This window comes from Pseudoalteromonas sp. TAB23 (genome assembly GCF_000498075.1).
GTDB lineage: Bacteria > Pseudomonadota > Gammaproteobacteria > Enterobacterales > Alteromonadaceae > Pseudoalteromonas > Pseudoalteromonas arctica.
Window position 1 is genome coordinate 1 of the sequence record NZ_AUTP01000267.1, and the last position, 14879, is coordinate 14879.

The 14879-nt window shown below is 38.7% G+C and carries 11 protein-coding genes; all 11 read right to left on the reverse strand.

The window, feature by feature from the left end; all coding sequences use genetic code 11:
• Positions 1-791: 791 nt before the first annotated feature.
• Entirely contained in the window at positions 792-1184 is a 393-nt protein-coding gene (locus tag L654_RS0116130) for a hypothetical protein (protein WP_139016109.1), read from the reverse strand.
• 248 nt (positions 1185-1432) lie between these two features.
• Complete coding sequence (locus L654_RS0116135; protein ID WP_024608444.1) at positions 1433-2407, reverse strand: transposase; 975 nt, start codon at positions 2405-2407, stop codon at positions 1433-1435.
• 35 nt (positions 2408-2442) lie between these two features.
• A complete protein-coding gene (locus tag L654_RS0116140) occupies positions 2443-2718 on the reverse strand; it encodes a hypothetical protein (RefSeq protein WP_024608445.1) in 276 nt (91 codons plus the stop codon).
• Positions 2719-2797: 79 nt separating this feature from the next.
• The gene (locus L654_RS0116145) at positions 2798-3364 is read right to left on the reverse strand and encodes a hypothetical protein (RefSeq protein ID WP_024608446.1); all 567 of its coding nucleotides are present in this window, start codon (positions 3362-3364) and stop codon (positions 2798-2800) included.
• 134 nt (positions 3365-3498) lie between these two features.
• Positions 3499-3678 (reverse strand): hypothetical protein, encoded by a 180-nt coding sequence (locus L654_RS1000000127835; RefSeq protein ID WP_125825547.1) that lies wholly within the window; start codon positions 3676-3678, stop codon positions 3499-3501.
• A gap of 92 nt (positions 3679-3770) precedes the next feature.
• Positions 3771-4274, reverse strand: a complete 504-nt coding sequence (locus L654_RS0116150) for a hypothetical protein (RefSeq protein ID WP_024604784.1) — start codon at positions 4272-4274, stop codon at positions 3771-3773.
• A 17-nt stretch (positions 4275-4291) separates the two neighbouring features.
• Positions 4292-9097 (reverse strand): RHS repeat-associated core domain-containing protein, encoded by a 4806-nt coding sequence (locus L654_RS0116155; RefSeq protein ID WP_024608447.1) that lies wholly within the window; start codon positions 9095-9097, stop codon positions 4292-4294.
• Entirely contained in the window at positions 9097-9903 is an 807-nt protein-coding gene (locus L654_RS0116160) for a hypothetical protein (RefSeq protein WP_024608448.1), read from the reverse strand. The genes L654_RS0116155 and L654_RS0116160 overlap by 1 nt, the downstream gene beginning before the upstream one ends.
• 448 nt (positions 9904-10351) lie before the next feature.
• Positions 10352-12607 (reverse strand): acyl-CoA dehydrogenase, encoded by a 2256-nt coding sequence (locus tag L654_RS0116165; protein ID WP_024592148.1) that lies wholly within the window; start codon positions 12605-12607, stop codon positions 10352-10354.
• 339 nt (positions 12608-12946) lie between these two features.
• The gene (locus tag L654_RS0116170) at positions 12947-13975 is read right to left on the reverse strand and encodes a zinc-binding dehydrogenase (protein WP_024608449.1); all 1029 of its coding nucleotides are present in this window, start codon (positions 13973-13975) and stop codon (positions 12947-12949) included.
• 10 nt (positions 13976-13985) lie between these two features.
• On the reverse strand, positions 13986-14879 hold an 894-nt coding region (locus L654_RS0116175; RefSeq protein ID WP_024608450.1), incomplete at its 5' end, for a TolC family protein.

Consider the following 14879-nt stretch of genomic DNA (forward strand, 5'->3'; position numbering starts at 1 on the left):
TAACGAGCCTGTAGATTAACTCGTTTTTAAATTTGTTTTTATTGATAAACAAACCATAGCTGAGTTCCTATTTTGGTTCAATTGATTACTGTATTTTTACGCAGAATATAGAAGTGTTTGATATTGTTTTAATTGGCGTTTTGGAAGGGATTAAGGGGGTTGAGTAGCTTTAATTTAGGTTAAAAGGGCTTCCCCTTTTTAATGTATCGTATTTTGCAGCTTTTCTATATTATGAACAAGGCAATACAATTGCCATTGCGCATTTACTTTCGCTTGACCCCGTAAGGTCAATTTATTCATGCCTTTGTTCACTGTAATATTCCGCTTTTTATTTAAAAGAAAGCCGGTTCAATACTGCCGAATCGTTTGCCATTCTTTAATAAACAGCTGTCGTCGTCCGATTGGGCTGTCTATTTTAACTTTCATCTTATCGACATAGCTCAGCTTTTTGCGCGATTCATTATTTATAAACTGCACCTGCGCCCTGTTTTAATGGGCTTTTTTCGTAATAATTAGGATGGGTGTCATCCTAATTATTCAATTAGGATCTCAGTACAAATACTCTAATTACTAAAAAGTAAACCAAAATACTTCCATAAATATAATCAAATAAGTGACCTAATGATGGGTAGTTGAAGAACAAAATCCAAGAACTTGCGACCCCTAATCCCATTAACAAAAACCTCAGCACAGGAACAACATTCCTATCTTTTACTTTTTTCCTTATAACTGCCACAGTTAAAACTAAGTCAATAATAAAAATTAAAGGAACTAATGTAACTAACGGGTTCTCAGTTAGCATTCTGCATAACTCCATTTCCAATTACTATCGCGTCATTAGCAAATAGTGCACTTCCAGATACTGTTCGATAATTTCTCACATAATCTCCTCTAAAGTGGATACGATCCCGCCCTAAAGAATTAGTTAAATTTCTTGAATGATGAATGGTGTTTGTACCTGAAGCTCGTAGTCCAAATTGTCCTATTTTTCGCCCTAAAGCTGCCCAACCGGCACTAGCTATGTCAACACCAAAATATGCGTAATCACCATATTGTTCACCCAATGCATACCTCCACCCTTCTTGAGCATAATTACTTTCTGTTAAACCAACACCTTGAGCAGTATTAAAAAGGCCATGCGCTAAAATTAAAGCACCAGGTATAAAAGTTATTGGGTTACTCATCAAACTAGCACCTAACAATGCCTGCCCAGACCCCCCTATAGTTTGAAGCAGTAAACTAGACATCCACTCTAATATAACAAACAAAACTGTGCCACTAAATTCGCCATTCAGATTCTGAATTAATCTTTTTTTGCTGAGTGACTTTTATTTTATCCATTAAATAAGTCATTAACCCTATTAAACCTAAATTACACGCATAGAAATGGCTGCATGATGCAGTTATGATTTATTACTGAATAGTTTAAGTTTTATGCCAGTAGCTTTTCGCAGTTACTGATATTCGCTCGCCGCTTTCGGTTTAAGTTTTCACAATAACCTTCTTGTGACGCTGGCCTGCCCACTGCGCCATGAAATACGCGCGTAAATTGGGTTGTAAGCTTTAACCAGTTTTCTGGAGATATATTCACCCTTTCTAGTAAAGGCAAGTGTGTAATCTCAATATACCCTCGCTTATCTTCTCGTATACAACGTCCTGTTAATTCAACAAGTTCAAGGTACGATTTAAGCTCGAACGGGAGTCCTTTTGGCATAATTTGACGTGGCATGCCTGCAAAGCGCAGTAGTTGTTTTGGTTGCTTGCCTTCTTTTGCATACGTTAAACGCTGTTTGATGCTGGTATGCTCTGACTCCTCTGGGGTGTTAGCCATTTTAGCTCTAATAGGGTTTAAATCTACATAGGCCATGCAGGCCGCAAGTGCTGCTTCATCTAATAATGCTTGAGACGTAAAGCGCCCCTCCCAAAAGCGGCCTGTGCAGTTATCTTCTTTATTTGCTCTGCGTGCAATGTCTTCATTTAATAGCCGCATAAACCAACTGATACTTGATAAGCGCTCTCGGTATTGTTTAACCGTTTGATTGAAAAAGATGAGTTCAACTTTACTTAGCTTTTCACCTTGTACATATTTTTGCGTTAGCAATGTGCCTTTACAGAGTTTATGCCAGCGAATAACAATCGCTTTATCACTAAGCCTATTTGCTTTAATATCATCAACATACAGTACTAAGTGAGTGTGGTTACTCATTACAGCGTAAGCACATACATCAATACAAAACACCCTGGCTAATTCAAGCAGCTTATCTTCAACCCACCCTCGTCGATGCTCGTAAGATTGACCAGTAAAACGGTCTTCCCCACATAAAAATGCACGTCGAACGCAACGCGAAATACAGTGGTAGTATTTTGTATCAACCAAACTTACTTGACGCTTTCTTGCGATAGCCATATGACACCCTGCTTGTTTTTTACACTAAATAAAGGCTAGCCTCTAAATTCGAAAAGTGCAAAATTTAGGATGGGTGTCTTGTTAAAAATTCCGTGAAAAGGTATTAGTAAAAAACCACCAACTAAAAATGCCTGAAGAAGATAACCACTAATAAAACCTTCGATTATGAAATACCCAATAAATAATGTATTTACAGATAATAAAATCACTGCTTTAGCGTTTGGAAAGCTAGTTTTAAATAACATCCCAATAGATATAAAAAAAATTATTGGTGTCGTTAAATAAGATAGAACAACAATCTCAGTTCCCATACTAGTTACCTAACGCCGCCAGCAGGGGCAGACAAAGCGCGCAGCGGTTTGGCTGTCCCTCTGGCTGGCTTTGTTATGGTTACGTTGTCTTATACACATACCAATTTCCAACGATATGCTCAATATAGATATAGTTATCGTCTGACATTATTGGCACTTCAGTTCCAGTTGGCACAAACAAATAACCAACTGAATTATCCAAAATTCCGCCTATATTGACGTCAACGATGCCACTAGTTGATTCGTATCCTACAAAATTAAAATTTAGATGTTTGGCAGATTCAGTGGCCTTTTCCTGACTTGTTTTAGCCTCCAACGCTATCGTATTTAGGCTATCAATATTCTTATGTAGAAACTCTTTAAGCTCGGAATCCAATTGCAAAGTAAGTAGCATATTCTGATATTGGTGCTCCTCTTCTTTTGTTCGATTAGCTTTGCTTTGAACCTCTTGCAAAGCCATAAAGAACAAACCTGGTAATGCTAGATTTCTGACGGCTGAAATTTTCCATCTGTTTTGGTCATATACTAAATAGATATACCAGTCTTGAGATCTACCGTCCTTTGAGAGCAATACAGCATAAATCTCCCTTTCCCTTTTCGGATTTTTTTCAAGCGCCCTCAGGCTAACCTCGATACCTTTGGGCAAACTCTCGCCCAAAGTAGGTTTATCTAGATAATGCTATTACTACTGAATTTAGAACACAATTTCATGGCGCTGTTGGCCGAGAAGCTTCCTTAAGTGACTACTGCGAACATCAAGATTTTAAACGACGACAAAACTTAAGTCATTGCAATAAGCTCTTTGCGTAAACTCGACGAATCCCCAATCAAACTAATATAACGTTCCATTTCAAACCACGTAGTTCCAAAGCTTACGTTGAAGATGAACTTGTCTAAAAATACGTATTTAGACACTACTGAATGAAATGCTAGAGTCATATCGTTAGTTTTAGTTAACAATATTACCGCTTTCAGTGAAGTTAACGTTTTCGCTTTAATATTGTGCTATTTTATTTAGAATGAGTGTCCTGTTAATTTTTCACCGACCCATTTTATTGAAAATACTTTTTAAGCCGTTCTAGTTCAACTCCCTTTTTGCATGTATCAGAGTTAAGCTCTTTATAAGGAGGCTCATCAGCATGCCCGTCAGAAACATTAGGATCAAGGTTACTACCACAGATCCAGAATTCTTCTTTTCCATCAATTAATTTTGCATCATTGACTAAAAAATAAGTATCTCCATTTTTTCTCAGAGTAAAGTAAACTGGATATTCAGTTACATATTTAGGAAATCCGTTACTATGATAAAAATCAATTATTGAAATAGTTTTATCATCAAATCGACCTGAAATAACTTCATCTACTTCGTATTTCAGTTCAATTACACCATCCATACAAATGTTTGCACTATCTTTTAAAAACTCCGAGCACGATTTATCACTTATCCTTATTTCTTTGGGGTAAGCGAGAATAATGAGAGTTTCATCACTCATAGCTGAACAACTTGCTAGCATTGGAAATATCACCAGTATTGGCAATAAAATAAATTTAAACATTACGAACCTCTTATTATTTAGAAATCTGCTTGCTGTTTATTCAGATTTTTTTGCTGAATCTTAGCTTCTCGTCTCGTCATTTTTCCTTTAAGCATTCTAAACTGCAAACGACCATTTTTAAGTTCAGTAACACCTACACGGCCTTCACTAACGACACCATTAGGTAAACCACTTTTTAAAGGGGATGCATCAGCAGGACTTAGCACACCATCAGAGCGACCATCTATATGCCCGTGAATTACTGCTGCGGCACCCTCTGGTTTAACTGCTGACGCTGTATCTGTATTAGAAGTGTTACCAGTAGTAGCATCTGAGGCCGTTACTACTTCATGCCCACCATTTCCATCAGGCATAACAAATCCTATTTTTTCGACAGTACCAGACTTTACAGCTACTTTACCCTTTCCGCTGACCATTGCATTTGCAACACTCTCTGAAGCTACAACATTTTGCCCGCTAGAAGTCTCTTCAGAAAACGTATCTGACTGTATACAGGATGTTTTGCTACTATTTTCACAAGCACTCATTCCTGTTGGATCGGTATATTTATAAGGATTATTTGCTACATACGCATATCGATTAAAGGTATGAACATCAGTCATGCCAATAGGATCATTCGAATAAAACCGCCCAATAACTGGATCATAGTATCGTGCCTGCATATAACTCAACCCTAAGTCGGTGTCGAATTTATGCCCTGTGTACCCTACGTCATCTTTGGGTGCTTCTATCGATTCACCAAATGGGCGGCTGTGCTGACGGCTGTCATTCAGTGTTTGCGGTGTTACGTCACCGTACTTGGCAATCAGTTTTTTACCTAAGTAAATATAGTTAGTGCCGTTGCCTGTTATGGTGTCGCCTTTTTCTCTGTACAGTAATGTACCATCTTGGCTGTACATTGAATAGCTGATGCCATTGCCATCGCTCTGTTTTACGCGGCGGTTGTGACCATCATATAAATAGCTATTACCTTTCGCTGTGGTAAGTTGATTGGCCGCATTAAAATCTAAACTATATGCGCCGTTGTTAGTAATATTTCCGCGGGTATCATAGCCTATTGAGCCATACCGACCACTCACGCCGGTTACACTGCTTAAGCGGTTTTTTGTATAGTCGTAGGTATAATTAAGTGTTTTACCTTTGCTTTGGTAGTAGGTGATGTTGCCTAAACCATCGTAGCGTAACGTGCTTGAACCAATACCGGAGCCGCCTATCGTGCGGGTTAAGCGGTCGAGGCCGTCATACTGTAAATTAGTTAAACTATAGGCGCTGTTTTGACCATCCATAATAGACGTCACATTTGCATTATGGTCATAGTCATAAGTGAGTGACATCACCGTGCTTGGAATACTCGACCCTGTGGGGCCGGTGTCTTTAAGCTGTTTGGGTAATAAGCTATCTGCATGCAAGGTGGTTTTATGGGTGACACCATTACCATAAGTGAATGAATCAAGCATGCCATTTGCATAATATTCAGCGTTTTTGGCAAAGCTTAAGGCAACGTTGCCACTATTATACATTTGTACTTCTGTTGGTGCTCCAAAGCCATTGGGTTTGAAGTTTACAATAGTTCCATCTGGGTAACCTAACTGTTCACGCTGTTGCAAAGCATTGTATTTATAATTAAGCATTAGAGGTAGTTCATTACCCACAAATAGCTGCTCTTCTTCGAGGCGATTTTGGTTGTTGTACTCATAACGATGAATTACATTACCAGCTGTTAAGGTTTTAACGTTCCCGTTGTTATCGCGCTCGTAGCTAACATCGCCTGAAGCATCTGGGTAGTTAACTTGTTTAAGACTGCCTAAGTTTTCATATGTATAAAAAGTACTCCCACTCGGCGCTGTAGTTGTACACTGTGTATTAGCAACGCCACTTTGGCTCCAGATGAGTTCACCTATTACATTGTGCTTATAAAGGGTATTGCCTACATCCGGTCGTGTAGTTAAACATAACTGTTTACTATTGTCGTAATAACGACGTTCAGTAACACTCGTTGAATTTCCATACTGATTAGCACCAGCTTGTGTAATAGAATGTGTTAAACCAAATATATCAATATCTAATGCGGTGGTTACATTCTCAGGCGATTCTATTTTTACTGCACGTGAGTAACTTGGTGAACCAAAGGCTTGATAGGTTGTGGTTGTTACGTGACCTTTTGCATTTGTTATTTCTATACGGTTACCAGATAAATAGGCGTAATTAATGGTGCCTAATCCACTTGTTGTAACACTTTGCTGTCGACCTAGTGAGTCATAGACGGTTGTAGTGCCTTTATTTTCACTTATATTTGCGCTTGCATAAGATTGGAACGTTGGTTGATTCAAATAGTTATATTCGAAACGCTGATAACGGGTACTATTTGCTGCAGAGCTATTGACTAAATCTTGGCTTTTTGTTTTTGTCAGTCGCAGTAAGTTGTCATAGTACTCTGTGGTTTTAAATACAGCGTTACCTGTACATGCTGTCCGTGAACTATTTAACGTACACGTTGACGCAGTGCGGGTATTGGTATCGTTATCCCAAGTATATAACGTGTCGTACCAGTTGCCATTAGCCGCATCATTTGTTAAATCTACGGATTTAATACGACCCATGTCATCATAGGTGTAATTAGTTGATACGCCATTATAATCGGTTGTACGAGTTACCCACCCGTTATTATCAACTACCCTACCCGCACTCATGCTTCCTGTGGTTGACCTATTTGGCACCGTTATTACCTGCGGTAAACCGCGCTTGTAGTTTGCATATTCAATAAAACGCTTACCAGTGCCTACTGAACGATTTGAATTAAACTCTATTCGCTCAACATTGCCTTGTGCGGTGTAATCAGTGAAAGTACGTTGTAGTTGACCAAATAGGTACTCTTTTGACGGTAATTGTTGGTTTGAAAAGTAACTATTCGAAAAAGCATTGTACTGAATGCGTTTAGTTTCTATATAGTTTTGATCATCGCTTGATACTTGGGTGATGGTAGGTAAATTTAAAATCCAATTTAAAGTGTCATGCTGGTAAAACTGCTTTTTATAAAAAGTACCCGATGGCCCTGCTAGAACAACTTGCTCAGGTGCATCATAAATATTATAGATATAACTTTTAGTAAAGCTGTCACTGTTAACATGTTTAGTAACTCTTTTATCCTTTACGATATAAGATAAAGTGTCTGTATTCGTGGTTAAAATTGGATCGACAATACCACTGTTACCTTTAAAACTACTCTTCCAATATTGAGTCAATGTTTTTTGATTTATTTCTCTATTTGGGCCATGTTCGACCTGAGCTATAACCTGCCCTTCAGTTTCATCCCAGCGTTTACTAATATAGCTGTTAATATAACTATTATTCGGCGCTGTGACCTTGAGTACCCTTAAGTCATAAGCAGATAGCCCCAAACCACTTGGGATAGAGGAACAATCACTTTTAGTATTACAAGTAACTTCTTTAGTGTTTCCAATAATTGCAATACCACGTCTGAAACTACTAACTTCTGAACTACTTAAACCTGCAGAACTAAAGTGTGAATAATTATTACTGTAGGCATATGTCCAAACATATTGTTCATCATTAATATCTATTGATTTACTTGAAATTGCTAAATTAGCATAGCAAGCATTATAGTTTATAGGCTTGCCTTGACGAGTATGACGCTGACTTTTTGCCGGGACTTCCGTTCGTCCATGTACGGTCAATTTGTAGTTAAAACTTATGTTGGCGCCGTTAGGATGTTTTACTTTAAGGGAGCTTTCTGGGCCATATAGCGGAGTAGTGTGGCTATATATACAGCTTTCTACATTAAAATTTGGTTTTACATATATCTTGCTCGCGTAGTTTATAAACTCAGGAAAATCATACTCCCAACTTTGGCCTGTTGGAAGTATGACGTCTGTTAAGTTATGGTTTTGATTTGCATACTTTTCTTCATATAAATACTCCCAAACCTGCTCTTGGCTTGTTATTTTATTTATGCGTCCCGATGATTCATATGAAAACGAAACGAGGTCTTCGCTATGGGCTGAGCCAGAAGGTTGGTATGTGATTTTTTCCAATTTACTACCATCAAATATATAATGCAGCGTATTGCCAAACTTATCTTCAACTTTTGTTGCAACGTAAGCAAGTTTACTACGTTGTGCAGGTTTTGTTTTTACAAGTGGTAACCCCAATTTTTCGATACGATGACCTAAAGTATAAATTAAGCCTTCACTCGTTTTTACAATAAAATACTCATTACCATTTTCACTACTGCAGTTTATTGATGCATTGAGCTTGGTTCGGTAACGATGCTGGCCAGAACCACCTAATAATTTCCCACTAGCACCAGGTATAATCACATCGGCTCCGTTCCAATATTCATGCTGCTCATAAACATCACCATAAAATGAAATGGGGCCAGGAGATAAAGCACTTGAACAAGCTGTACTAGAATAATAATTATTGCTATAGCGAGTGCTGCCTTTTAAGTAAGTAGCTTCTATTTTTGGTAACTCGAGCTCCCAATCACCGAACTGTGCTGGGGATTTATCATTTTTACCTGTAAGCCGATTATATGTCCGTGTAATATTTAGAGGGATCTGTGAGTTCGTTTTAATACTTAAGTCAGTGACAGTAAATGAGAGTGAACCATCAGCCAGTGAAATACTTTCACCAGCTAAATTACTTGTAAGCGCCTCAACCTCTCGCTTGACGGCAAAACGCTCTAAATTATACTCAGATGGAGGCGCTATTAACTCAACATCACCTCCACCCGGAGGCTGTGCCGCTGAAGTAAACAGCGGAGCTAATAACATTGTTGATAAATAATAAGTAAAATTTTTCATTATTGCTCTCCCTGAGATTCAGCCACTGGACTACCAAGTAAATCCGTATGTATAAATATAATTTGTTTTGTGTTTGCTGGTGAACTAACCGTATAAACGGCCTCTTTTATATCACTAGATAATGAGCCGATCTTAGTTGCAAACACACATAACTGGCGACTAGAGTTAATAGAAAGAGGTGCAACATAGGTAAGCCAGTTATTTACACTGGAACAATCAGACTCGAGAGGTATCAAAGCGTATTTCATTACTGCTTGCTGAGCATTCGTAATAATTATGTTATCTGTTGGAATTACATTACCCCCATCCGGTGATATAGAAGGAGCGGATAACTTAACTTGACGATTGATTAGAGGGCTATATAAATAAGCGGAATAAACAGAACTATCAGTAAAGGTATCTGTTCTTTTAGCTCTCACCCTAAATTTAACTGCTGAAAAAACAGCCATGTTGTATAAGTAACTATTGCTAATTGTACTGCTTAGTAATCTATAGTCATTACTAAGCATACTGTATATATTATTATTGCTAAGCTCTGCAATCTCAACGTCTATACTATATTTATAGTTACCCTCTCTTGGAACAGAGAATAACTCAGCCGGTGGTGGAAGTTTAGGCGGTAGTGTAATTACGCCATCATTGGGATACCAATTCCACATAATGCGCAACGAACCATTATTTTCTTCATACCTAAAGTTGCTTGGCGTTGGAACCAACGAAGGGGCTGGTATTGCAGGATCGATAATAGCTCCTTTCGAATCAAATACACAAGAAAGCATTAACAAAAAAGCTACTAAGAATCTCATTTTAATTTCTTTTTATGTACAATAATTAAACATACAGTACACCTTTATAGGTACATAGTAAATTAAATTTTTAGTATGAAATGTGCTCACTTATTCAGAATAGTTACAAAAATTAAATACTTGTTTTTAGTTAATTTTATATCAACTAACTTTATTAATGGGCTACTTTGAGGTAAGACAGCTTTGTGGATAACGAGAAAAATATCTCGTTATATTACTGTCTTCGACAATTGATTTTCCTCCTGATCTTATTCAACCATAAATCAGGAAAAGCCACCGTAGTTGATATCAAGAATAATCTCAAAAGTTGAATAAATATTATTGAAAACTGATATTTAAAACACATAAAAAAGCCCCGCTTGTTTTTACACAAGTGGGGCTCCACACTAATACTTTTCAAAAATAAAAGCGCCGATACTGCGGGCGCTTTGCATCATTGAATTTAATTTTATTGATTAACTACACTTTTAAGCGGGTTAATCGGCTGTGCGTTATCGTCTAGTAGGTTCATATCAAAATCGAACTCATCTACACGAATCGCTTTTTCACGTTTGATGTTGTAATCAATTAACTGAACGTGTTCAGCTTGCGTGATTACGTTTGCCGCTAGTGCGTTATCAAGCGTGATGTTAAAGCGTATACCTGGTTTAATTACTTTAGCACGTAGTGCTTTTTTAACTTTAGCCAGCTCGCCAAGTGATGCCATTTTAGCTTTGTAAGCTTGCTCATTAATATGATGACCATCGCCTACTACTGGTTTAACTAAATGCGTAATTTGCGCTTTAAATGCGGTATCTAGCTGAGCTTGCTTAGCTAGTTCGCGGATTAAATCATCGCTAATTTTTGGCATTTTAGTTGAGTAGTTCATTGTAATGAAACGAATAAACTTACGTGTACCACTTGCAGGGAAGTTATCTAAAAACTTATGCAATGCTTCTTCAGCACTTTGTAGTGCAAAACGAGTCGCGTAATGGAAATACGGCGCTGCTTGCTCACGGTCACTACTTGATACTTTTTGCTCGTAGTATTTAATTGATGCCATAGCTGCATATAAGAAGCTCATTACATCGCCTAAACGTGCCGATAGCATTTCTGCTTGTTTTAACTTACCGCCAAGTACAAGTAACGAAAAGTCTGCGTACACTGCAAGTTTTGCAGATAATTTATGTACTGCTTTTTCATAGTCGCGTACTTCTGGTAATTCAGAATTAGCACTTGCTGTAAATGGTAAAACCCCCAGGCGGAAAGCACGTAAGCTGTTTGCTGTGCTGTAACCAATTGTTTTACGCAAAATGCCGTTAAATTCTTTATCTGCGCCTTTGTCTTCGCTGTGAATTGACTCAACCATAGATTGTAAATATGGGTGACAACGCATAACACCTTGACCAAATATCATCAGGTTACGTGTAAGAATGTTCGCGCCTTCTACCGTAATGGCAATCGGCTGAGCAACATAACCACTTGCTAATGTATTTTGTGGACCATTTTGAATCGCTTTACCCGCTTGAATATCCATTGCTGAATCAAGCACGTCGCGACCAAGCTCTGTCATGTGGTATTTAGCGATTGCAGTTACTACTGATGGTTTTAAGCCCATGCCTAAACCTTCAGTTGTAAGTACGCGCATTGCTTCTTGTAGGTATGTTTTACCTGCAATGTCAGCTAGTTTTTCTTGAATACCTTCAAACTGGCCAATGGCTAAACCAAACTGTTCACGCACTGCTGCGTATTCAGATGCTGATTTAAATGCAACTTGTGCTGTACTAACACCTAGCGCAGGTAATGAAATACCACGGCCAGCACCTAAACAGCTAACCAGCATTTGCCAACCACGGCCGATATTTTTTTGCCCACCAATAACAAAGTCCATTGGTACAAATACTTTGTTACCACGTGTAGTACCGTTGTAAAAACGAATACCCATTGGGTCGTGACGATTACCAAGCTCTACACCTGGGTGCTCTTTAGGAATAAGTGCACAGGTAATACCTAAGCTTTCTTTACCACCTAATAAACCATCAGGGTCCATTACTTTAAAAGCTAAACCAAGTACGGTAGCAATAGGTGCAAGCGTTATGTAGCGCTTGTCCCATGTGATCTCAAGGCCAAGTACTTCTTCGCCTTTATACATGCCTTTAGTAACTGTACCAATGTCTGGAATGCCACCTGCATCAGAACCCGCTTCTGGGCTTGTTAATGCAAAACATGGAATGTCTGTACCATTTGCTAGGCGTGGTAAGTAATGTGCTTGTTGCTCTTGCGTACCAAAGTGAAGTAATAACTCACCCGGACCTAACGAGTTAGGAACCATTACGGTTACCGCAACTGCTGAGCTTTTAGTCGCAATTGTGCCAACAATAGTAGAGTTTGCATAAGGGCTAAACTCTAAACCACCAAACGACTTAGGAATGATAAGCGAGAAAAAACGCTCTTTTTTCAAGAATTCTAAGATGTCATTTGGTAAATGAATGCCGTTTTGAATCACTGAATCGTCAATCATGCCCAGTAGTTCTTTTACTGGACCGTCTAAGAATGCTTGCTCGTCTGCGCTTAATGTAGCAGCAGGTACGTCGCGAAGTGCACTGAAATCAGGCTTACCTTGGTAGATAGAACCTTCAAGCCATACATCACCCGCGTCTAGCGCTTCTTGTTCTGTGATAGAAATACTTGGTAATACTTTTTTTAGTTTTGTACGTAAACTCATGATTGAACTCATCCGACCAGCTAAATAATAACTACATTACGTCATAAAAAATCGTTTAGATCAATTGCTCTATTCAATTAATTAACAGTTTTTTCAATTTATTTTCTTTACCTGAACGTAAACTGTTGAAACACAAAGGCTTACAGTTGTACGCTGAAAAAAAGTATTTTAGCTAAAATGATGAATAAAACAGCAAAAGCTCTAGCGCTGTATCTATTTTTTTATGGGTATAAAAAAACGCAGCACAAATAGGCTACGTTTTTATTCAATTTGTAGAGGCTACATTATCAGTTAATCTAGCTAAAACTACCTAAATTTAAATCGAATTGTATAAGCGCTTCACTTAGCAACTTTAACAACTTGCTTGCCGGTAAAACCACCAGCAAGTTGTTTATTAAGTGCTTGCGATACCGAGTCAGCACTAAAATCTACGGGCGTTATTTCTGGGTGTTTAATGTCGCCACTAACAGCGCCTTCAAGTAACAGGTTGCCCATAAAACTCAAACGTTGTTGTGCACATAAACTATTAGCAAGCCATGCACCACCAATTGATACAACGCTAATATTGGGCGCTCGGTGATACATTAAGTCTTGATCAAAACAAGGGAGCGGATTTAAGCAGGCAATACGTCCGCAAAAACGCATTAACTCAATATTACGCTGAGTACACTCACCACCAATCGTATCAATAACCGCATCAAAGCCTTGTGGGCCAAGTTCTCTGCGGATTTTTTCGCATAGCTTTTTGTCGCTATAGTCAAAAACCACATCAGCGCCTAGCTGCTTAACCAACTTATGGTTACGCTTTGATGCCGTGGTAAATACATCTGCACCACGCTGCTTTGCATATTGAATAGCAAACTGCCCTACCGCTCCGGCTCCGCCTTCAATAAAAATAGTATCGCCTTCACTAATGCCTATTTTATCTAAACTAATAAGTGCTGCCATACCGGCGCATGGAAGTGTTGCTGCAATGGCCGGATTTAAACCGCTTGGCACAACCGACACTGCAAAGTTAGGTACTTTGGTGTATTCGCTCAAAGCACCTTGCTCACCAATGTTGGCATGCCACATAACGCGCTGGCCAACATTTGGAAACACACCTTTATTAGCTTTAACCACAACACCTACGGCATCTAAGCCTAAAATGTGTGGATACTGCCATTTACAAAAGCCTGTTTTAGCAAATTGACCATCAACTGGATTTAAACCAACGTACTCTACTTTTACAAGCAGCTCGTTATCTGCACAAATAGGAACAGGCAGCTCAGCATCCGCTAAGTCAATTGCTTCATTTGGTTCTGGCAGTACAATAGCGCGCATTGTTTGCGGGATAATGTATTCATGTAAATTTTCAGTATTTGGCATCAATATAACTCTACTTATTAGTGTCGTTTAACGCATAACTCCATTGGCCATTAAATGACTGGTAAGCATTTACTTTGGCAAGCAGTGAAGAAATTGTTGTTTCAACAGCATTTTCTTGTGCTATTAAAACATCCTGACGCGCATCTAACAACTCAAGGTAAGGAATTTGGCCTTCTTCATACATTGCTTGGGATTGTAAAAATGCTTTATTAGCAAAGTCATAGCGCTCATCTGCAAAGCGTTTTTGCTGTGCCTGATTGACCAACAATTGCAGTGAAAGTTCACTTTCACTTAGTGCAGTTAATACCACTTGTTGATAATCGCTGTATGCGGCTTCACTTAAAAACTGCTGCGCGTCGCGCTGTGCTAATAATGCTGGGTAACTTAATAACGACCATTGTAACTGCGGCGCTACTTGCCACTGCTGATCAGTATTTTTTAAGCCTGTGCTGCCTATACTCACAACCCCTGCAAATGCAGATAAGCTAATATCTGGTAATAACGCTTTGCTAGCTGCAACACTTAAACTATTTGCTTGGCTAAAGTCAAACAGTGCACGGCTAATATCAGGACGTAAGGCAATGGCATTATTAGCGTTTTTTAGTGCAACGCTAAAGTCACGTTCAAGCACGCCTTGCTCGTTTTCAATAGCAATATTTTGCGCTAACTTACCGCTTAGTACTGCAAGAGCAGATAAATCGCTGTATTTTGCATACTCAATGGCAGGCATTAGTGCTTGTTGCTGCCTAAGCTGCGCCATAGTACGGTTTAAATCAAGCTCGTTTGCGACGCCTTCGTCAACACGGGCTTGAAGAACGTCAATACTTTGCTCAAGCGCTTCAATTTGAAGTGTAACAATGTGTTGTTTTTCAACATTACCTTGATAACTTACAAAGCCTTTAAC

Bases quoted from the DNA above. Each gene is read 5' to 3' on its own strand.
- L654_RS0116130 (WP_139016109.1), bottom strand. From the start codon at position 1,184: ATGAGTAACCCAATAACTTTTATACCTGGTGCTTTAATTTTAGCGCAT.
- L654_RS0116135 (WP_024608444.1), bottom strand. From the start codon at position 2,407: ATGGCTATCGCAAGAAAGCGTCAAGTAAGTTTGGTTGATACAAAATAC.
- L654_RS0116140 (WP_024608445.1), bottom strand. From the start codon at position 2,718: ATGGGAACTGAGATTGTTGTTCTATCTTATTTAACGACACCAATAATT.
- L654_RS0116150 (WP_024604784.1), bottom strand. From the start codon at position 4,274: ATGTTTAAATTTATTTTATTGCCAATACTGGTGATATTTCCAATGCTA.
- L654_RS0116155 (WP_024608447.1), bottom strand. From the start codon at position 9,097: ATGAAAAATTTTACTTATTATTTATCAACAATGTTATTAGCTCCGCTG.
- L654_RS0116160 (WP_024608448.1), bottom strand. From the start codon at position 9,903: ATGAGATTCTTAGTAGCTTTTTTGTTAATGCTTTCTTGTGTATTTGAT.
- L654_RS0116165 (WP_024592148.1), bottom strand. From the start codon at position 12,607: ATGAGTTTACGTACAAAACTAAAAAAAGTATTACCAAGTATTTCTATC.
- L654_RS0116170 (WP_024608449.1), bottom strand. From the start codon at position 13,975: ATGCCAAATACTGAAAATTTACATGAATACATTATCCCGCAAACAATG.